Below are 19,991 nucleotides of genomic sequence, written 5' to 3' on the forward strand. Positions count from 1 at the left end.
CACTAATATTCTAGGCTTGCAATATCCTGTGGTTCTGCGTGTAACTCAACGGAGTGCACACGGGCATCCCGCATCCGAATGACCCTGTCTGCAATAGGGGCTAGGGAACTATTGTGGGTCACGATAATCACCGTTGCCCCCTGCTTGCGGGACATATCTTGTAGGATTTGTAAAACCTGCTTACCTGTTTGGTAGTCCAGAGCGCCAGTTGGTTCATCGCAAAGCAAAATTTTAGGCTTTTTGGCAACAGCACGGGCAATGGCCACACGTTGTTGTTCACCGCCTGAAAGCTGAGCAGGGAAATTATTGATTCGGTGACCGAGTCCGACCTGTTCCAAGACCTCCTCGGCATCCAAGGCATCCTTGACGATTTCTGCTGCCAGTTCCACATTTTCCTTGGCGGTCAGATTGGCAACCAAGTTATAAAATTGAAATACAAAACCTACATCATCTCTACGATAATTGGTCAGTTCATGACTTGACAGCTTGGCGATATCCACACCGTCAATCCAAACCTCCCCCTCGTCGTTGCTGTCCATGCCACCTAAGATATTGAGCAGAGTGGATTTGCCCGCACCAGATGAACCCAGAATGATGACCAGCTCACCCTGCTCAATCTCAAAGGACACACCATCATTGGCCACAATGGTCGCATCTCCCATTTGGTAGTATTTTGACGAATTCTTTACTTGGATATAGGACATGATACACCTCGCTTCTTCTCTTCCTAAAAACTGTATTCTTACTACTTATTATAGCACAAAAGAGGGTTTTCACCCTCTCCTTCATCTTTTACACTTGGGCAATAGCAGAGCCGCCATAGAGTTTGAGTTCTTCTCTGATCGTTTCGTAGTAATATCGGTCAAATGCCCGCCAAGCCTGCCTGCTGGTTTCACTCAATCGCAGGTCGCCCAGTCCAACCAAAAAACTGGTCGAACGATAAAATTTCTCAATCGCAATCAGTTCTGTATTGGTAACCGACTTGGCCTCCGACAATATGCGTGTCGTCTCTGTCAGATTATGTTGGAACCGTTGTTCATCAGCTGTTCCTACTTTATCTGCTTGAAAGGCCCGATTCAAGTCTTGAATGAGGGCCAAAACGTCTTGAATAATCTGTGTCTTTTCCATAAAAGACCCTCCTTGTTTTTGATAAATTTAGTATATCAAATTAGACAAAAATATTCCATCAAAAAACGATGCCTGTTCCGGCACCGTTATATCTTTATTTAACAGCCTCCAAAGCCGCATCATAGTCTGGATGTTCGTTGACATTATCCAAGTATTCTACGTAGGTGATTTCATTGTCGGCATTGAGGACAAAGACCGCACGCGCCAGCAAATTCCACTCCCGCATGAGCACACCGTAGGATTTACCAAAGGCATGGTCATAGTAATCAGACAGGGTGATGGCATCTTCCAAACCTGCAGCGCCACACCAGCGTTTTTGGGCAAAGGGGAGGTCTGCTGAAACCGTAATAACAACCGTATTGTCACGGTCAGCCAGTTCCTGATTGAAGCGACGGGTCTGGGTATCACAAATCCCTGTATCAATAGAAGGCACAACACTGATGACCTTGGTCTGCTTGCCAAAGTCTTTCAGGCTTTTCAAGCTCAAGTCATTGGCCATGAGGACAAAATCAGGGGCTACATCCCCCACTCTTAATTGCGGACCTACCAAGGTCACCGGTTTTCCAATAAAGGTTGTCATAAACATCTCCCTTGCACTTAATATATACATTGTAAGCGTTTATGTAAAAAAATACCAGTTTTTTGACTGGTATTTTTGATATAGTTTGTAGGTTTTCAATCGCAGAGCGTTCAAGACGACGGACACTGAGCTGAGGGCCATGGCTGCACCTGCAAACATAGGATTGAGCAGGGGTCCACCAAATGCATGTAACAGACCCATGGCGATTGGAATACCTATCACATTATAAGCAAAGGCCCAGAAGAGATTTTGTTTGATGGTCCGCATGGTTGCCTGGCTGAGTTTGACAGCCTTGACCACATCCAAAATGTCACTATGCATGAGGACAATGTCGGCAGACTCAATGGCAATATCAGTCCCTGAACCAATGGCTAGACCCACATGTGCTTGAGCTAGAGCTGGGGCATCGTTGATGCCATCCCCCACCATAGCGACTGTCTTGCCCTGTTCTTGTAAGAACTTGACTTGGTTAGCCTTGTCATCTGGTAGGACCTGACTGATCACCTGTTCAATGCCGACTTCCTTGGCAATGGCTTTGGCAGTTTTTTCATTATCTCCTGTCAGCATGACAACCTCTAGTCCTATGGTTTGCAGAGCCTGGACAGCCTGACGGCTGGTCTCTTTTATTTTATCAGCAATGGCAATGACTGCTAGTACTTCTTGCTGGCTGGCTAGGAAAACAGGCGTCTTGGCTTGCTGGGCAAATGCCTCCGCAACTGCACGTCCTTTGGAAACATCAATTCCCTGTTCCCGCATCAACCGTTCATTTCCCAGATAGATGGTCTGCTCTGCTATTATCACCGAAAGACCACGACCAGAAAGTGCCTGAAAATCTGTGGCGGGCAAGAGTTCAATCTTTTCTGTCTGAGCTGCTTGCAGGAGAGCCTGAGCCAAGGGATGTTCGGAAAATTGTTCGCTACTTGCTGCTAGCTGGAGAACTTGCTCACGATTTTTAGTAGACAAGAGGTGGATGTCTGTCACCTGGGGTTTGCCCTCAGTAATGGTCCCAGTCTTGTCAAAGACAATGGTGTTCACACCTTGTAGGGTTTCAATAGCTTGACCAGACTTGAACAGAAGGCCATTTTCTGCACCTTTTCCAGTACCAACCATGATGGCAGTCGGCGTTGCTAAGCCCAGAGCACAAGGGCAGGCGATGACCAAGACGGCGATGATAATACTTAGTGAAAAAATCCATGATTCTTGACCCAAGAAGTACCAGGCCAGACCCGACAAGAGAGCCAAGCCCATGACGACTGGTACAAATATTGCAGATACTTGGTCAGCCAATTTGGCGATGGGGGCCTTAGAACCTTGAGCCTCTTCTACCAAGCGAATAATCTGGGCCAGAGTCGTATCACGACCAACCTTGGTAGCCTGCATGGTAATGGCGCCTTGCTGGTTAAGGGTGCCGCCAAAAACATTATTGCCTAGAGCTTTCTTCACTGGTAGGCTCTCACCCGTCAGCATAGACTCATCCACACGTGTCTGGCCTTCGAGAACCTGACCATCAACAGGAATCTGTTGCCCAGGACGAACAATAACCTGGTCACCGACCACCACTTCTTCAATCGGCACTTGCATTTCCTGACCATTTCGCAAGACCTGAGCCGCCTTGGGGGCCAGATCCATCAATTTCTTAATCGCCTCAGAAGTCTGACCTTTGGCTCTAGCTTCAAAATATTTTCCTAGGGTAATCAATGTCAAGATAACGGCGGCTGATTCAAAATACAGTTCTGGATGGTGACCGTGCATGGCCACTTCTTTCCCCATCTGAAGAAACACAATCATCAAAAGACCTTGAACCAAGGCTGCCCCTGTCCCAACAGCAATCAAGGAATCCATATTGGGATGGCCTTGCAAGAGAGTTTTAAAGCCTTTTTGGAAAAAAACTGCGTCCGATATAGAGGATAGGGATGAGCAAGATAACTTGGCTGATCGCATAGACTAGCGGTTGGTGGAGCAAAGCTGGTAACGGAAGCCCTCCCCAAGGCAACATAGGACCCATAGCAATATAGAGCAGTGGAAAAGTAAATGCTGCTGACCAGACAAATCGATGCCTCAGCTTTTCTTCCGTGCTCGGTCCCTTGTCCGCAGCCCCTTCTACTTTTTCTGGTCTAATCAACTGATAACCTGCCTGCTCAACTGCTCTTTCAAGACTAGCTGGATTTTGCCTATGACGGCTATAACGGATAGTCGCCTTTTCTGTTGCTAGATTGACACTGACTTCTTCTACACCCTCTAGTTTGCCCAGAGCTTTTTCAACCGTCAGAGCACAGGAAGCACAGGTCATGCCTGAAATGTCATAAGACTCGGTCACCAAGTTATCGACTAGCTGGTACCCCGCCTTTTCAACTGCCTGACGAATATCCTCTAGTCCCAAAAGCTTTTCATCATAGCTGACACTCAATTTTTCAGTCGCTAGGTTGACACTGACTTCTTCCATTCCTGCTAGTTTACCAACCGCTTTCTCAACCGTCAGAGCACAGGAAGCGCAGGTCATACCTTGAATGGGATAGCTTGCTTGTTTCATAGGTTACTCCTTTTCCGACTACATCTGTAAACAAATTATACAATATACGACTACGTTTGTAAACATTTTTGATTAATACTCTTCGAAAATCAAAATCAGACGTTGTTGACTTGATTTGATGACTGAAAAGCTCCTGTGGAGGTTTTCAGCCTGTTCCCTTGAAATATAAAAGGAACAGTGTTCTATCTACATCATATCGATACGAACTAGGTTCGCTCTATCTCCAACCTCCAAAGGTTCCCCAAACCTTTGGAGCAAGTCTGTTTTTGATTTTCATTGAGTATAAAAAATAGATTGGAGAGACCCCAACCTATTTCTTACTAGCTCTATTTATTCTTTACTGGATTTTTTTCGATGAAGAAAAATTGCTGTTAAAATTCCTGCAACACCTAGCGCCACCAACAAGAGGCTGACTTGCTCACCTGTACTAGGAAGACTTGATTTACCTTTTTTATTGGTAGGTGTTACTTTCTTATCAGAAGGCACTACTGTTCGGCTTGATGAGGAAGTATCCGTAGCTCCTCCTGTGTTAGAATCACTTGTAGACTGACTTGTACTGGTTGAAGTTTCGGTACCACTTGATGATGGCTCAGTGCTGGTCGATGGTTCAGTACTACTTGATGACGGAGTTGTTGCTGCTTCAATTTTTGCCATCATTTCAGCTTCAACAGCTTTTAGTTGGGCAAAAATCTCTGCTGAACGAGCCAAGGTTGCCTCTGTTACAGTTGGAGCCAGAGCTACGGCTGCATCTTCTGAAAGTCCGGCATATTGAGCATCAAGAGCTGCCTGTGAAGCAATCCATTCTTTTTCAAGTGCAATCCATTTTTCTTGAATTGATGTACCAAATAACTCTGGGTGTGAGATGGCCATCTTATCAATATTTTGTACCGTCCAGTACCATGAATTGGTATCATAAGAAGCTGAGCGATTTTTAAAGGCTTCATAAGTATCAGTCACAATACCATAAAATGGAACATACGGTGTATTCCTTGTCTGAGCCAAGCCCAACCATACTGTGCCACCGAAGGCTGATGGTAAGCTACTATTAATCTGATAAACATGGGCATCGATGACGTTTTCATTACCAAGAGCGTATTTATAAGTCGCATCTGCCGCTTGGTCATTCGCACCATTATCCCCTTGTTTTACCTTACCTGCTTCATCGTCTGGACGAAATTCTGGAAGATGTTCAAAACGGTTACGTTGTAAGGCAAAGGTATCTTGTAAACTAAAGCGACGACTTGGGTCTGTTGGCTGACGTAGCAAATCATACACAGCATCTTCATAGGTTACAGACGATGCTGGATCTAACAATTTTATACCAGCGTATGTCCGAGAACGATCACCATCAGCATAATTCTCAGGTCCATATGATTTGGCAATATGGAACTTCCCATCAACCATCATATAATTTTCAGCCTGTTTGGCTACTTCTTCAACCTTTGCAGAAGCAATCACATTTTCTGTATCGGTAAAATCAACATGACCTAGATAGTAAGTATTTGCAAAAATTGCATACTTGTCTTCTGGGAATTTGATGGCTACGTATTGGTGACCTGACAAAATTTCCATGTACCAAACTTCATTCTTATCAGCAATAACAATGATATTCCCTTCTGCCGAACCTTTTTCATCAATTGTCTTCGCAATTAATTCGATACCTTCACGCGCACTGGTGACTCTAGGAAGAACATAGTCAATCAAAATGGCCTCACCTAGTCCCCCCGCAGTTACCAATGGGTCAACAGCTAAAACTTTTTTATTTGGAATAGCTGTAACAGTAGCAGTCATGGACACACCTTTTTCATTAAATCCATGCGCACCAAAATTACCGTTTGACCCATCCCCACGTGCCGCATCAGGCGTAGAGGTGTACTTGAACTCATTTGCCAAGTGTGGTGCTGTGAAACCGAATGATTCATCCACCAACATATCCCCCTTGGCATAGGCTGTTGCTGGAACCACAATATAATTTTTATTGTGCGCTCCATTATTTGGTGGATATGGATAATCTTCCGTTCTACCATAAAGGATAGAACCATCCGTTGTCAACCCTTTCCCAATAATAAAGCCTGAACAGGCTTGAACAAGTTGAACAGGGAATAGGCAAACCAACATTAGAAATGTGGCTATACGAACAAAAGTCTTTTTCATAGACTTCTCCTTTCCTGATACTCTGTGAAAATCAGAAGTAGGCGCCCTCCAGAGATATAAACTCAGAGACTATTTTACACAAGTCTCTTATCCAACCAGAAGGTGATTTTCGTGGAGTATAATATGATTTACCCATTTGCACCTACATTGTAACGCAAAAGCACCTGCCTTGCAAGTGCTTTCAAAAAAATATTTATCCTTTTTTCCTAGCCAGCATGGTCGCAAACCGCATCTTGAGGAAATGGCCATTTTCATCCCGCTTGTGAAGTTGACCGAAATCTTCATTGTACTTGACCAGTTCCCAGTCACGGTAGTATTCCTTCAACTCACCTACTCCAAAAGTAAAGGAGAAATTCATAGGACAGGGCGCATCTTCTGTATCCATGGCCGCCACAATCAAGTTATAGCCACCAGGTCGTGTCTGCTCCTGCATATTGCGGATAATAGCTGGCACCCGCTCCCGCTCCAAGAACATAAAGACAACGGTTGAGATAATCCAGTCGTAATCCTGCTCCAGACTAGCTGAGTTAATATCGTAAGTCCCAGCCTGCAAGTCCAAATCTTCTACTTCCTTGACCTGCAAGAGTGTCCGAATACTTGGTACATCTTTATCTACAGCAGTTACCTCAAACCCCTGCTGGGCCAAGTAGAGACTGTTCCTGCCATGACCACAGCCCAAGTCCAAGACCTTACAAGGCTCAATTCTCTTCAAGGCCTCCAAGACTTCCGAATGTGTCCGAGTATAGTCATACTTTTTGGCAAAATAGTCTTCTGGTTGACAGAAAAATTCCAAGAAAAACTCCGTATCCTCTGTCAGCAAAGTCACCCGATGCCAAGCCTGTGGCTCGACAAAGGGAACATCATCTGTCGGACCATAGACAAATTCTCCCAAAATTTCATTATCATCTGAAATCGGCTCAAATTTAAGTTGACCTTTCAAGACTTTTATTTTAGCCCAAGTACCTACCTTGGTATTGTGCTTGGTTAAAAAATGCTGGGGAACCGTCTCCTGATTCCAAATAGGCATGCGTTTGTAAGGAACTAAAACAGTCATTATCTCTCCTTTTCTTTCCGATACACTTAGTCTATCACAAAGGAAATATGAATTCAAACCCATTTTTTTCTTGACTTGGAGTGAACTCCAAGGTGTATAATATTCCATATTAATCAGAAAGGATATTTACTGACAAGTAAATGTGTGATGAATATGAAAGCAGCTATTTATGAAAAAGCCGGTAAGATGACCGTTGCAGAAATCGAAAAACCAAGCCTTCAAGACAAAGATGATGTCATTATCAAGGTCGTTCGGGCCTGTGTCTGTGGGTCGGACCTTTGGGGCTACGGAGAAGACATTCACCATGACCACGGTGACACAAACTCTGGTCATGAAGCCATCGGTATCGTTGAAGAGGTAGGCGAAGACATTACAACACTTGTTCCTGGTGACTTTGTGATTGTTCCATTTACACATGGTTGCGGACACTGTGATGCCTGCCGTGCTGGCTTTGACGGTACCTGTGACAACCATCCAGGCTACACCAACTGGGGCAACAACTACCAGTCTCAATACATTCGTTTCCACTACGGCAACTGGGCCTTGGTCAAAATTCCTGGTCAGCCAAGCGACTACTCAGAAGGCATGATCAAATCTCTCTTGACTCTGGCAGATGTTATGCCAACTGGCTACCACGCAGCCCGTGTAGCAGATGTCAAACCTGGTGATAAGGCGGTTGTCATCGGTGACGGAGCAGTGGGACAATGTGCCGTCATTGCTGCAAAAATGCGCGGAGCTTCTCAGATTATCATGATGAGCCGTCACGCAGACCGCCAGCAAATGGCTTTGGAATCAGGGGCTACTGCCATCGTAGCAGAACGTGGTGAGGAAGGAATTGCCAAAGTCCGTGAAATTCTTGGAGGTGGCGCTGATGCTGCCCTCGAATGTGTTGGTACAGAAGCCTCTATTGACCAAGCCCTCGGCGTCCTTCATAATGGCGGTCGCATCGGTTTTGTTGGTGTGCCTCATTACAACAACCACGCCCTCGGATCAACTTTTGCTCAAAATATCATTATCGGTGGTGGCTCTGCTTCTGTCACAACCTATGATAAGGAAATTTTGCTTGATGCTGTTCTCAAAGGCGACATCAACCCAGGTCGAGTTTTCACCCAAACTTACAGCCTGGACAATATCGACCAAGCCTACAAAGACATGGCCAACCGGAAAACGATTAAAGCTATGATTACGGTGGATTAAGATAAATAATAAGCCCCAGATAGTCTCGAAACTGTCTGGGGTGTTTGTTTTCCTATAACAAAAAAGACCGGGATTTCTCCCAGCCTCTATCGACTATTGATAGCCTTCATGGTTCGTTTGATATCACGGTCTTGCTCACGGCGTTTAATTGACTCCCGCTTGTCGTAGTCGTGCTTCCCTTTGGCAAGCCCAATCAAAACCTTGGCAAAGTCATCCTTGATATAGACCTTGAGGGGCACCAGAGTCATCCCTGTTCCCTTGACCTCATTGCCCAAAGACTCGATTTGCTTCTTCCGCAAGAGGAGCTTGCGGGTCCGTGTTGGCTCCTGATTCCAAATATTGCCCTCATCGTAGGGAGCGATATGGACATTGACCAACCAAGCCTCGCCCTGCTTGATCTGGGCAAAGCCGTCCTTAAGGTTGATCCGCCCCGCACGAATAGACTTAATCTCCGTCCCCGTCAGGACCATCCCCGCCTCCACTGTATCGACAATGGTATAGTCGTGGCGGGCTTTTTTATTTTGCGCAATCACATTGCCCTCACCCTTGGCCATGCCTATCTCCTTTTCTTCTTGTTCTTTTTGGCCACTTCTTTGTAAAATGGTTTCTTTTTCTTGTCTTTTTTACCACTTTTTAACTTATGGTCTTTTCCAGACTTGTGACGTCCGCTGTCGCGACCAGCAGCTTCTTGTTTGTGGTGCTTGCCCCGTCCTCGCCCTGACCGATCATCACGGTCACGGTTGGAGTGACTAGCAGTTCTCCGCTTGGCTTTCAAAGCTTTTTCCACAATATCCAGCTCGGACGGCACGTGGGCAAAATCGATTTCCCCTGTCATCTTGTCCGCCCGCGTTAGCTTGATACGAATTGGCTGACCAACACGGAAGACCCGACCTGATTTCTCACCCTGCAAGGTCAGAGTCCGCTCGTGGAACTGGTAGTATTCGTTGAGGTTGGTGATATGAATCAGACCTTCAACCGTATTTGGTAACTCGACAAAAAGACCAAACTTGACCACGCTAGACACGACACCATCAAACTCTTGCCCAACAAATTCTTGCATGAACTCTGCCTTCTTCATGGCTTCGACTTCCCGCTCTGCCTCAATGGCACGGCGTTCTAAACTGGACGAAGACTTGGCAAGCTCAGGAATAACCTGCTCAAAATGCTCTGCTTTTTCCACAGGATTGTGACCATATTCCCGTACCATACGGTGAACCAGCAGGTCGGGATAGCGGCGGATAGGACTGGTGAAGTGGGTGTAGAACTCCGCACCCAGTCCGTAGTGGCCGTGGTTGTGCTCTGAGTAACGTGCCTGCTGCATAGAACGCAGCAACATCATGTTGAGGACATCCGCATAGGGTTCATCCTTGACCCGCTCCATGAGGTCTTGAAGGGCGTCCTGGCTGATAGAGCTGGCCGTACCATAGACCGTCAGACCAAAGCTGGTCGCATAGTCGATGAACTTTTGCAGCTTGTCTGACTTAGGCTCCTCGTGGATCCGATAGATGAAAGGCAGGTCCAGTTTGGCAAAATGCTCAGCAACGCACTCATTGGCAGCCAGCATGAAGGACTCAATCATCCGCTCGGCAATGCCTCGCTGGCGCAGTTGAATATCGACTGGCAGACCATCCTTGTTGACGATGATTTTAGCTTCTGTCGTGTCAAAGTTGAGAGCCCCACGCTTATAGCGCATGGTTTCCAACGTCTCATGGAGTTTGACCATGAGCTCAACACTTGGCACGATTGCCTTGTATGTAGCAAGCTTTTCCTTGTTACCAGCAATCATATCATTGACATCGGAATAGGTCATGCGGAAGGTGGTTTTGATGACCGTCTGGCCAATCCAGTGCTTGACTACCTTGCCCTTGCGGTCAATTTCCATAATAGCCGACTGGGTCAGGCGATCCACGTTTGGATTAAGGGAGCAAATACCGTTTGACAGGCGTTCTGGCAACATTGGCACCACACGGTCGGTCACATAGACAGACGTTCCACGCTTGACAGCTTCCCGGTCCAAGGCAGAGCCTTCGGTCACATAGTAGCTGACATCAGCGATATGGACACCCAGTTCCAGATTGCCGTTCTTGAGCTGCTTGATATGGACCGCATCGTCCAAGTCCTTGGCATCCGCACCGTCGATAGTGAAGATGATTTCATCCCGCAGGTCCAAGCGTCCTTCAAAGTCCTTCTCAGACGGACTTTCTGGTACCCGATTGGCCTCCGCCAAGACTTCATCAGGGAACTCCGACACGATGTCCATGGATTCCAAAACTTCCAAGACATCGATTCCCACATCATCCTTGTGGCCCACCACGTCCCGAATGGTCGCAACAAAGTGGTCCCGTTTCTTATTGGGATAAGCCTCGATATCAACCTTGAGGATTTCCGTCCCGGTCAATACCAGAGGTGACTTCTTGATGTAAATCTTCTGAGCGATTTTCTGGTTTTTAGACTTGATGTAGCCGGCATATTCTGGCTTGTCTTCGTCAAAAACAATCAAGCCCACCGCTGTTTTCAGGCTATGTTCCAAAATATCAATGACTTCCGCTTCTGCGGCAGTTCCCTTGAGACGATCTGCAACCTTTTTAATTGCAATTTCAACTCTGTCACCTTCGATAGCAAAGTTAACATCGTCACGGCTGACAAAGAGGTCATCTTCCTCTTCATCAATGGTCACAAAGCCAAAGCCTGACTTGTGGGCACGAAAAATACCCTGTAAGGTTACCTTGTTTTTGGACACTTTTGGAGCTGGCAAAGCAATCCACCCAGCATTGTCAAAGACAAGTTGACGACTGCCTTCCATACTCGAAACCAGCTTGACCAAATCTGTAAAGCTCTTAGCAGAACTGGCTCCAAACTGATCTGCCAGCTGGTCCATGGTCACAGGACCAACTTCTTTAATATAGTTTATAATTTCGTTTTTCATCTTGTATTTACCAGAGTGCAGGATAAAAACCTAGCACTATTTCTCTTTCAGTCCTTTAGTTTATCTTTTATTACTGCGACGTACGAGGAAACTCCGTTTCCCTATTTCCAACGTCAAATAATTTCATCATTATTTGAACTCGCTTTGTCGTACTTCAGTACAGTCTGCAGCTCGTTGCCTAATACTAAAAGCAAACTAAAAGACTGTATTTTGCGTTATATCCAGACGCAGTGGTTGATTGCTCCAACAATCAAATGATTGTTGGAGGTGGGAGATAGGATTTGCAAAGCAAATCTCAATAGTTCGCGAATAACGCTCCGAACCATACCTATTCAACTTATGCGGGGGTGGGCAGACGAACTCTTTATACTTGTCGAGTTCTGGCCCACTCCCAAAAAAATAGACCAAGAACAAGTCCCAGTCTGATTTATCTACTTACTTGAAATGATAACAAGTGCCAGCGCATCCAGCATCCAAAGAAAAACAAGAATAGCTGTAATGCGTTGCATCACCGCTTCAAAACCACGGGCCTTTGTACGTTCAAATAAGGCTCCACTAGAAGAGTCAAAAACGTTGCTAGACTGGTTTTTAGCCGGTTGAATAAAAATCACTACAATCAAAATAACAGATAAAATCAACAGAATTGCTAATAATGCTTGATACATATTTTTTCACTTTCTACAATAACTTATGACATTATACCATAAAACCTACTTAGTTTCAAGGTGGAGGGTTACTTTTCTCTCTTTTGGGCAGTATTTAAGGACTTCAATCTTATCTGGATGAGTCTTGGCGTTTTTGCTAGTCAAGTAGTTCTTACTACCACATTCTGAACACTGTAAATTGATTTTAACTCTCACTAAACATCCCTTACTTTCAAATAGTTTCTAAAATTGGTCAAAGACCAGATAAGGTTAAAGAGGACAAGTCCGCTCGACAGATAGAAAACCCAGTCATAACCCATGTGAGCAGCTACCGCAGACCCCATCATGGGACCAACAACAGAACCTAGATTATTAAAGAGTTGGTTGTAGGAAAATATCCTTGAAATCCCTTCTTTTGGGGTCAACTTGGTCAAAAGAGAATTGACCGAAGGCAACAATGCTCCTGTCCCAAAACCATACATGAATCGCAACAAACCAAGCTGGAAAGGATTTTCTGCAAAAACACAGAAAACATTAATCAACAGACTGTAAGTCAAAGCAATCAATAGGAGGCGATGATTGCCAATACGGTCACCAATTTTCCCTAAATAACCTGATGTCACTAGCGATGCCATACCAGGCAAGGAAATGATAAAACCAGCAACAAATAACAGATTATCTGTCTGTCCCAAATGCCGCACATAGAGGGTCAATATAGGAACAACAGCCTGAGCAGCTGCAATAATAATCATAGAAGTCACAAAAAGCCCAACCAGCATCTGCCGATCTTTCACCTGCTCAAATACCTCTTTAACCGACATTTCTTCGCCTTTTTTGACTGGAACAAAATCCTCTCGAATATAGAAAACGGTCAGTAACACAACGATAGCATAAAGAAGTCCCACCAGCAAAAATACCATATGTACGCCAAACATCTCTGCTAAGATACCACCTAGGGTCGGACCAATCAAATTACCCGCTACCGCACCTGTTGATAAGGTACCCAGAGCATACCCCGTCTTATCCTTTGGAACCTGACTGGCAATCAAGGCAGTCGCATTGGGAATGTAACCTGTAAACACACCGTTCAAGACCCGCAGGACAATCAGCCAAAAGACATTGGGCACAAAGGCCATACCACCCATAGTAAAAATCATCGCAAAAGCAGCCCGCACCATCATGGGCTTGCGACCGTAACGGTCCGCCAAACTCCCCCAAATAGGTGCCATCAAGGCTGCCGCAAGGGCATTAACAGATACCGCAAGTCCCGCATAATATTCTACCTGTCCAGGGCCCACTCCCAACTCTTCCACAAAAACCGAGATAAAAGGCATAACCAAGGTAAAACTCGTCCCTGTTAGGAAATTTCCCAACCAAGCCACCTTCAAATTCTGCTTCCAATAACTACTACCGTCGTCCATCCTTTAATTCCTCCAAAAGTTGCTCAACCTGTGCTAAGGTCGCCTCAACCGCTCCGCTATTGTCAATCACCACCTGGGCCTTGCCCCGTTTTTCCTCTAAAGAAAGCTGAGCAGTCAGACGATTTTCCGCATCTTGAACAGCTAAGCCATTGCGTTTCATAAGCCGTTCCAACTGCTGTGCTCTATCGACATAAACTAGCCAAACTTCATTTACTTCCCCGCTATAATCCGCCTCGTAGAGCAGAGGAATATCCATAAAAATCACATCCTCCGTCTGCTTGAGAACATCCCTTCTAGTCAACAATTCTTGCCGGATGATCTGGTCCTGCAGGTCAGACAGGCGAGCCCGCAATTTGCTATCCGCAAAAACAGCCTGCCCCAGCTTAGCCCTATCCAAATTTCCATCATCTGATAAGATGTCTTGACCAAACTCTTTCACCAAAACCTGATAGAGCTCGCCACCTTTGGCCTGCAACTCATGCACGACCGCATCCGCATCGATGACTGGATAGCCTTGTTCTCGCAAAAAAGCTGTGACCGTTGATTTTCCAGAGGCGATACCGCCTGTTAAACCGATAATTTTAGCCATATTTCACCTGACACGTGGGACAGAAATGTGTCCCTCGACCACCCAGCTGGATTTTGACAATCTCTGTCTGGCAACGGGGACAAGCCTGTCCTGTCTTTCCATAAACTTGTAAATAATCCTGCATAGTCCCATCCATGCCCAAGGCATTTTTGTAAGTCCGAATGGTTGAACCACCTTTTTCAATACCCAGTTGCAGAACTTCTATGGTAGCTTGACGGAGGTCTGCCGCCTGCTCTGCCGATAGCTGATTACTTGCTTGAGCAGGATGAACTTGTGCTCTAAACAGAACCTCATCTACATAGATATTGCCCAAACCAGCCACCAAAGACTGGTCCAAAAGATGCGACTTAATGGGCTTTCTCGACTTAGCTAACTGTTTGGCAAATTCTTCTAAGTCAAAATCTTCCTCCGTCGGCTCAGGACCAATTTTTCGACTGATAAAATAGGCATCCACATCTGCCTTGCCCAGCAGTTCCATTGTGCCAAACTTGCGGACATCCTGATAAACCAAGGTCGAGCCATCTGAAAAAGTAAAAAAGGCATGGAAATGTTTGTTGGCAGGCACCTGGTCAGGAAAGAAATTGTACTTACCTTCCATCCGCAAGTGAGAAATAAGGACATGGTCTGTCAGGTAAATCAAGAGATACTTGCCACGACGGTCCACATCTAAAATCTCCTGACCAATCAAGTCTTGGCAGAAAACAGTAGCACCAGTCTTAATCATAGGGGCATAGGTCACCTCCACCTTGGAAATAACCTTTCCCTTGACCAACCGATTTAAACCACGACGAACCGTCTCAACCTCAGGCAATTCGGGCAATTTACGATACCAAGAGCGTAAAAAGCGACTGAAAATTAGGAGAGCGACGCTGTGTGACTTGCACACAAGGAGCTCTATCTATTTTCCGAGCTTTTAGCTCGGGTTCAAGTACGCAAACACTCATCCTTTCTAACAAAATTACAAAGCAAATAGAAACCTGACCGACGGTGCTTCGGCACCTAGGTCACGGTTGTGATTTTCAAAGAGTCGTAGGCGAGTTCAAGACAACGCCTAATCGGCTTTCCTTTCTTGTTTACTAAAAAGATTTCTCCATAACGCAGTAAAAGCCTTTCGGCTTTTCTGCTAACTATTTCTAAGTGATTGACTTAGACAGCCTATCCCCAGGCTATCTCGCCTTCCAATTTCTAAGATCGGGTTTTCAAATGGTCACTTTCACATTCCTATGTGACCTGCTGAAACAGTCTATTCCTAGATTGTTTCACTCCCCCGAACTACCTCGCCCTCTAGTTTTCAAGCTCGGTTTTTTCAAATGGCCACTTTAACATTTCTATGTGACCAGCTGAAACAGTCTATTCACAGACTGTTTCACTCCCTCGAACTTCCTCGCTCTCTAGTTTCCAAGCTCGGGTTAAAAACGTCCCCCGGACGTTTTTAATACTCTTTCTCATTATAACCAAAGTCGGCGAGGTCGAGTTTTTTGTCTCGCCAGTTTTTCTTGACCTTGACCCAGGTTTCGAGGAAGACCTTGTCACCTAGCATGAGTTCAATATCACGACGAGCCATGGAGCCGATTTTCTTGAGCATGGCTCCTTGCTTACCGATGATGATGCCTTTCTGGCTATCACGCTCTACCATAATCGTAGCGCGAATGTGGACCTTGTCGGTAAATTCATCACGTTTCATGGACTCGATGACAACGGCCACAGAGTGCGGAATTTCCTCACGAGTCAGGTGTAGAACCTTCTCCCGAATCATCTCAGATACCAAGAAACGTTCTGGGTGGTCAGTGATTTGGTCCGCCGGGAAATACTGGAAGCCTTCGTCCAGGTTTTCCTTGAGAATTTCCATGAGTCGGTTGACATTGTTCCCTTGGGTAGCAGAAATTGGCACAATTTCCTTGAAGTCCATCTGTTGACGGAAATCATCAATCTGTTCCAAAAGCTGGTCTGGGTGGACCTTGTCAATTTTGTTAACCACTAAAATGACTGGAACCTTGGCCTGTTTAAGGCGTTCCATAATCATGTCGTCACCCTTGCCTCGCTTTTCATCGGCTGGCACCATAAAGAGGACCGTATCCACTTCACGAAGGGTGCTATAGGCAGATTCCACCATAAAGTCACCCAAGGCTGTCTTAGGCTTGTGGATTCCTGGTGTGTCAATGAAGACAATCTGCTCTTCTTCTGTCGTATAAATGCCCATAATCTTGTTACGGGTGGTTTGAGCCTTGTCGCTCATGATGGCAATTTTCTGCCCCATTACATAGTTGAGAAATGTTGATTTCCCAACATTTGGACGACCTAAAATCGCCACAAAACCTGACTTAAATGTCATGTATTCTCCTTATATTCTAAAAAATAAAGTCCCAAATTTTCGGCACAAAGATAATCAATCCTGTCAACAAGGCAAATCCTGACACAAACAAGACTGCCCCTGCTGCCATATCTTTTGCATTCTTTGCCAACATAGAAAAATGATAGTCTGACGCCAAATCCACCACATTCTCAATAGCCGAATTCACAATTTCAAAAGCGATAACTAGACTAATACTGAGCAAGAGGAAGAGCCATTCTGTCACAGATACTTGGAAAATAAGTCCCGCAAGCACAACAAGGACAGCTGAAGCCAGGTGCTTCTTCATATTGCGTTCTTCCTTGAAAGCTGTCAACAAACCTGTTACTGCAAATTCTAGACTAGCAATCAATTCTCGGTTTTTCCAGCGATTTTTTGAATTATTCTCTTGTAAGTCCATAGGCCGTCAAAATTTCTTCTTGTAAACCAAACATTTCTGCTTCTTCTTCTGGCGTATAATGATCATAGCCATTGATATGCAGAAAACCGTGTACAGCTAAAAAGCCCATTTCGCGCTCGTAGCTATGACCATAATCTTCAGCTTGCTCACGTGCCTTATCGATAGAAATATACAATTCACCAATATAGGCATCGAAATCTTCCATCATTTCAGCCAATTCAGGATTGTCCAGTAAGTCTTCCTCATCAAAAACAATCTCCGACTCTGGCTTATATTCTAAACTGACAACATCTGTCGGACGGTCAATTCCTCGGTACTCCAAGTTAACCTCATGGACACGCTTATTGTCCACAAAGGTCACAGCCATTTCCTTATTCTGCTTGCCAATTTTTTCGGCAGCAAACTGGAGCAATTCCGTAATCTGCTCCTGCATTTGAGCAGAAACCTGCCCTGTTTCATCAATCATTTCAATATACATAATCTTACATTCCTTTTACGTTTCCATTATATCATAAAACCTATCAATGAGGGTTTTTTAGTGGTATAATGTCCTCAGAAGCTATCAGAGGAATGGAAAATGTTACAAACACCGAAACACATTACTGCCATCATTGAGTCTCATCTGGATCAGATGACTAGACTTGAAAAGCAGATTGCCAGTTATTTTACTCAGTTAGACCCATCTAGCGCCGATCTTAGCCAAGAAAACACTATACAGCAACTCCACATTTCTCCATCTGCTCTTACCCGTTTTGCCAAAAAATGTGGATTTTCCGGTTATCGAGAATTTGTCTTTGCCTTTCAGAATAACCAACAATACTTGGATAAACATTTTGAAAAATTACAGCGGAGCCTAACAAAAAAAGTCTTGGTAGACTATGAGGAAATCCTAACTGCTACCAATAAACTGGTAGATGAGGAAAAATTAGAAGAGATTGCCAAACTGATTGACAGTAGCAAGCGTGTCTATTTTTACGGAATCGGCAGTTCTGGTTTGGTTGCAATGGAAATCAAATCCCGCTTTATGCGACTGGGTGTAGTCTGTGATGCAATTACTGATGAAAACAATCTCATCTGGACTACCAATATTCTGGATGATAGTTGCCTGGTTATCGGTCTTTCTCTGTCTGGTCAGACAGAAGAGGTCATGGAGCATCTCCAGCTGGCTGCTCAAAAGGGGATTCCTACCGCCCTGTTAACAACTAGGAGTTTTCCCCATCCGACTTTTGACCAAATCATTCCTGTCGCCTCTGTCCGCCACCTCAATTACGGCAATCGTATCTCACCCCAAATCCCCCTGCTCATCATGCTAGATATTATCTACGCCTATTTTTTAGCTATTGACAAGGAGAAAAAAGAGAATATTTTCAAGCAAACCATTAGAGAATAATTCATCCGTCTTTCTATTTCACAACAATCTTAATAAAACAAAAAGCATTCAAAAATACCCGATAGGTACAGTTTGAATGCTTTTAATTCGCTTAAATATAACTCTATTCTTCAAGACCAAGAATTTGATTGATTTCTTGGCTATACAGAATAGCCTTACCTCCGAAAATAGCCTGTATTCCTCCTTTTACATCCAAAACAGCCGTTGCACCTATAGACTGAATAACTCCCTTATCCACAAGACCACTATTTCTGAGCGATACTCTTAATCGAGTCGCACAGGCAGTCACATTCTCAATATTATCTGCTCCACCAAGAGCATCGATGATAGCAATTGCATTATCACGAAGACTAGAACCGTTTGATAAAACTTTTTCCGAATGTGATGCTTGGTCACTGCTTTCCATACCAGGAACTAGCACGTGAAATTTGGTTACTAAAAATTTGAAAACTAGATAATAAACTGCTGCCCAAAGCAAGCCAACAGGAATCACGTAAATCCAATTGGTTTTGTCATTTCCTTGGAAAACACCAAAAATCAAGTAATCAATAAGCCCACCAGAAAATGAGTTCCCAATACGAATTTGCAGGAGATCTGCGACTAAGAATGATAGTCCATCTAAAAATGCGTGAACAACATATAGCCATGGAGCAACAAACAAGAAAGAAAATTCGATTGGTTCAGTAATTCCTGTCAATAGGGAAGTTAATGCACTACTTGAATAAAAACTGCCTACCTTCTTACGATTTTCCTTAGGAATTGCGTGATACATAGCCAAACAAGATGCTGGTAGACCAAAAATCATCGTTGCAAATCGACCAGCAAAAAATCGAGTTCCATAAGTAAATAAGCCTGTGTGATTCGCATCTGCTAATTGAGCAAAGAAAATATTTTGCGCACCTTGGATCGTCTCACCTGCTACCACTTCACTTCCACCTAATGAAGTATACCAAAACATTGGATAGATGGTATGGTGCAAGCCAAATGCACCTGTCAAACGCAATCCAAAACCATATAAGAAGGTTCCAAAACTTCCCATCTCTGCTATTGCCTTACCAAAATCAACTAATAAATTCTGAATCGGTGGCCAAATTATATAAAAAATGGAGCCAATCGCAATTGCTGCAAATGATGAAATAATTGGAATAAAACGAGAGCCCCCGAAGAAACCAAGAAAGGCTGGTAATTCAATTTTTCGATATTTATTGTGTAAAGTTGCAACAGTGATACCAATCGCTAAAGCGCCCAAAACTCCAGTATCAATGCTTGCTCCCTTATCAGCAAAAAGAGTTAAAAATCCACTAATAGTAGCCGTATAAACCAAGTATGCAACCCCAGCAGATAGGCCAGCAGTCCCCTTATCAGCATCTGCCAAACCTACAGCAACACCAATTGCAAAAATCAATGCTAAATTCGCAAATACCGCACTACCTGCCGTACTCATGATAGTGAATACAGCTTGCAACCACGCTTGATCCAATACAGGAAATTGTGCTACAGCATTACTATTTGATAAAGCGCCTCCAATTCCCAGTAAGAGACCAGCAACAGGCAAAATTGAGATTGGCAGCATAAAGGCCTGACCTAGCTGAGAAAACTTCTTAAAATTCATACTCCATTCCTTTCTA

18 protein-coding genes and 1 pseudogene are annotated in these 19,991 nt (G+C 44.6%); 2 read left to right on the forward strand and 17 right to left on the reverse strand.

What is annotated here, in order from left to right; genetic code table 11:
• Window positions 1-2: 2 nt before the first annotated feature.
• From YYK_RS06020 to tehB, 6 genes and pseudogenes are all read right to left on the reverse strand, one after another.
• Window positions 3-704 carry an ABC transporter ATP-binding protein gene (locus YYK_RS06020; protein ID WP_012027323.1) on the reverse strand — a complete coding sequence of 234 codons (702 nt, stop codon included), beginning with the start codon at window positions 702-704 and terminating at the stop codon, window positions 3-5.
• A gap of 88 nt (window positions 705-792) precedes the next feature.
• Entirely contained in the window at window positions 793-1,128 is a 336-nt protein-coding gene (locus tag YYK_RS06025; RefSeq protein ID WP_012775223.1) for a hypothetical protein, read from the reverse strand.
• Window positions 1,129-1,222: 94 nt separating this feature from the next.
• Window positions 1,223-1,708: a thiol peroxidase gene (gene tpx / locus YYK_RS06030; protein WP_012775224.1), complete on the reverse strand. Its 486-nt coding sequence runs from the start codon at window positions 1,706-1,708 to the stop codon at window positions 1,223-1,225.
• Window positions 1,709-1,747: 39 nt separating this feature from the next.
• A pseudogene (locus YYK_RS06035) lies at window positions 1,748-4,238 on the reverse strand (heavy metal translocating P-type ATPase).
• Between the two features lie 330 nt (window positions 4,239-4,568).
• On the reverse strand, window positions 4,569-6,392 hold the full coding sequence (locus YYK_RS06040) for a C69 family dipeptidase (protein WP_012028341.1): 1,824 nt from the start codon (window positions 6,390-6,392) through the stop codon (window positions 4,569-4,571).
• Window positions 6,393-6,585: 193 nt separating this feature from the next.
• Window positions 6,586-7,446, reverse strand: coding sequence for an SAM-dependent methyltransferase TehB (gene tehB, locus YYK_RS06045; RefSeq protein WP_014917270.1), 861 nt, complete (start codon window positions 7,444-7,446; stop codon window positions 6,586-6,588).
• A gap of 153 nt (window positions 7,447-7,599) precedes the next feature.
• On the opposite strand from tehB, the gene YYK_RS06050 reads away from it, so the two are divergent.
• On the forward strand, window positions 7,600-8,643 hold the full coding sequence (locus YYK_RS06050; protein ID WP_014917271.1) for a zinc-binding dehydrogenase: 1,044 nt from the start codon (window positions 7,600-7,602) through the stop codon (window positions 8,641-8,643).
• 86 nt (window positions 8,644-8,729) lie between these two features.
• Here YYK_RS06050 and smpB read toward each other — a convergent pair whose 3' ends face one another.
• The 10 genes from smpB to ybeY form a co-directional block, all read right to left on the reverse strand.
• Window positions 8,730-9,197: an SsrA-binding protein SmpB gene (gene smpB / locus YYK_RS06055; protein ID WP_014735607.1), complete on the reverse strand. Its 468-nt coding sequence runs from the start codon at window positions 9,195-9,197 to the stop codon at window positions 8,730-8,732.
• Window positions 9,198-9,199: 2 nt separating this feature from the next.
• The gene (gene rnr, locus YYK_RS06060; protein WP_014917272.1) at window positions 9,200-11,569 is read right to left on the reverse strand and encodes a ribonuclease R; all 2,370 of its coding nucleotides are present in this window, start codon (window positions 11,567-11,569) and stop codon (window positions 9,200-9,202) included.
• A 431-nt stretch (window positions 11,570-12,000) separates the two neighbouring features.
• Window positions 12,001-12,234 (reverse strand): preprotein translocase subunit SecG, encoded by a 234-nt coding sequence (gene secG, locus YYK_RS06065; protein ID WP_002935768.1) that lies wholly within the window; start codon window positions 12,232-12,234, stop codon window positions 12,001-12,003.
• 45 nt (window positions 12,235-12,279) lie between these two features.
• Window positions 12,280-12,429 carry a 50S ribosomal protein L33 gene (gene rpmG, locus YYK_RS06070; protein WP_012775228.1) on the reverse strand — a complete coding sequence of 50 codons (150 nt, stop codon included), beginning with the start codon at window positions 12,427-12,429 and terminating at the stop codon, window positions 12,280-12,282.
• Window positions 12,429-13,634, reverse strand: a complete 1,206-nt coding sequence (locus tag YYK_RS06075) for a multidrug efflux MFS transporter (RefSeq protein WP_014735605.1) — start codon at window positions 13,632-13,634, stop codon at window positions 12,429-12,431. The genes rpmG and YYK_RS06075 overlap by 1 nt, the downstream gene beginning before the upstream one ends.
• A complete protein-coding gene (gene coaE / locus YYK_RS06080; RefSeq protein ID WP_014735604.1) occupies window positions 13,621-14,223 on the reverse strand; it encodes a dephospho-CoA kinase in 603 nt (200 codons plus the stop codon). The genes YYK_RS06075 and coaE overlap by 14 nt, the downstream gene beginning before the upstream one ends.
• Window positions 14,216-15,043 carry a DNA-formamidopyrimidine glycosylase gene (gene mutM / locus YYK_RS06085; protein WP_014735603.1) on the reverse strand — a complete coding sequence of 276 codons (828 nt, stop codon included), beginning with the start codon at window positions 15,041-15,043 and terminating at the stop codon, window positions 14,216-14,218. The genes coaE and mutM overlap by 8 nt, the downstream gene beginning before the upstream one ends.
• A gap of 612 nt (window positions 15,044-15,655) precedes the next feature.
• Complete coding sequence (gene era / locus YYK_RS06090; RefSeq protein ID WP_002935752.1) at window positions 15,656-16,555, reverse strand: GTPase Era; 900 nt, start codon at window positions 16,553-16,555, stop codon at window positions 15,656-15,658.
• Window positions 16,556-16,571: 16 nt separating this feature from the next.
• Entirely contained in the window at window positions 16,572-16,973 is a 402-nt protein-coding gene (locus YYK_RS06095; RefSeq protein ID WP_012027339.1) for a diacylglycerol kinase family protein, read from the reverse strand.
• On the reverse strand, window positions 16,954-17,451 hold the full coding sequence (ybeY, locus tag YYK_RS06100) for an rRNA maturation RNase YbeY (RefSeq protein WP_002935749.1): 498 nt from the start codon (window positions 17,449-17,451) through the stop codon (window positions 16,954-16,956). The genes YYK_RS06095 and ybeY overlap by 20 nt, the downstream gene beginning before the upstream one ends.
• 99 nt (window positions 17,452-17,550) lie before the next feature.
• On the opposite strand from ybeY, the gene YYK_RS06105 reads away from it, so the two are divergent.
• A complete protein-coding gene (locus YYK_RS06105; RefSeq protein ID WP_012028344.1) occupies window positions 17,551-18,363 on the forward strand; it encodes a MurR/RpiR family transcriptional regulator in 813 nt (270 codons plus the stop codon).
• Window positions 18,364-18,466: 103 nt separating this feature from the next.
• Here the strand turns inward: YYK_RS06105 and YYK_RS06110 are convergent, their stop codons facing one another.
• Window positions 18,467-19,975, reverse strand: a complete 1,509-nt coding sequence (locus YYK_RS06110; RefSeq protein WP_012027342.1) for a PTS transporter subunit EIIC — start codon at window positions 19,973-19,975, stop codon at window positions 18,467-18,469.
• Window positions 19,976-19,991: the final 16 nt, after the last annotated feature.

This window comes from Streptococcus suis S735, from assembly GCF_000294495.1.
GTDB classification, from domain to species: Bacteria; Bacillota; Bacilli; order Lactobacillales; family Streptococcaceae; genus Streptococcus; species Streptococcus suis.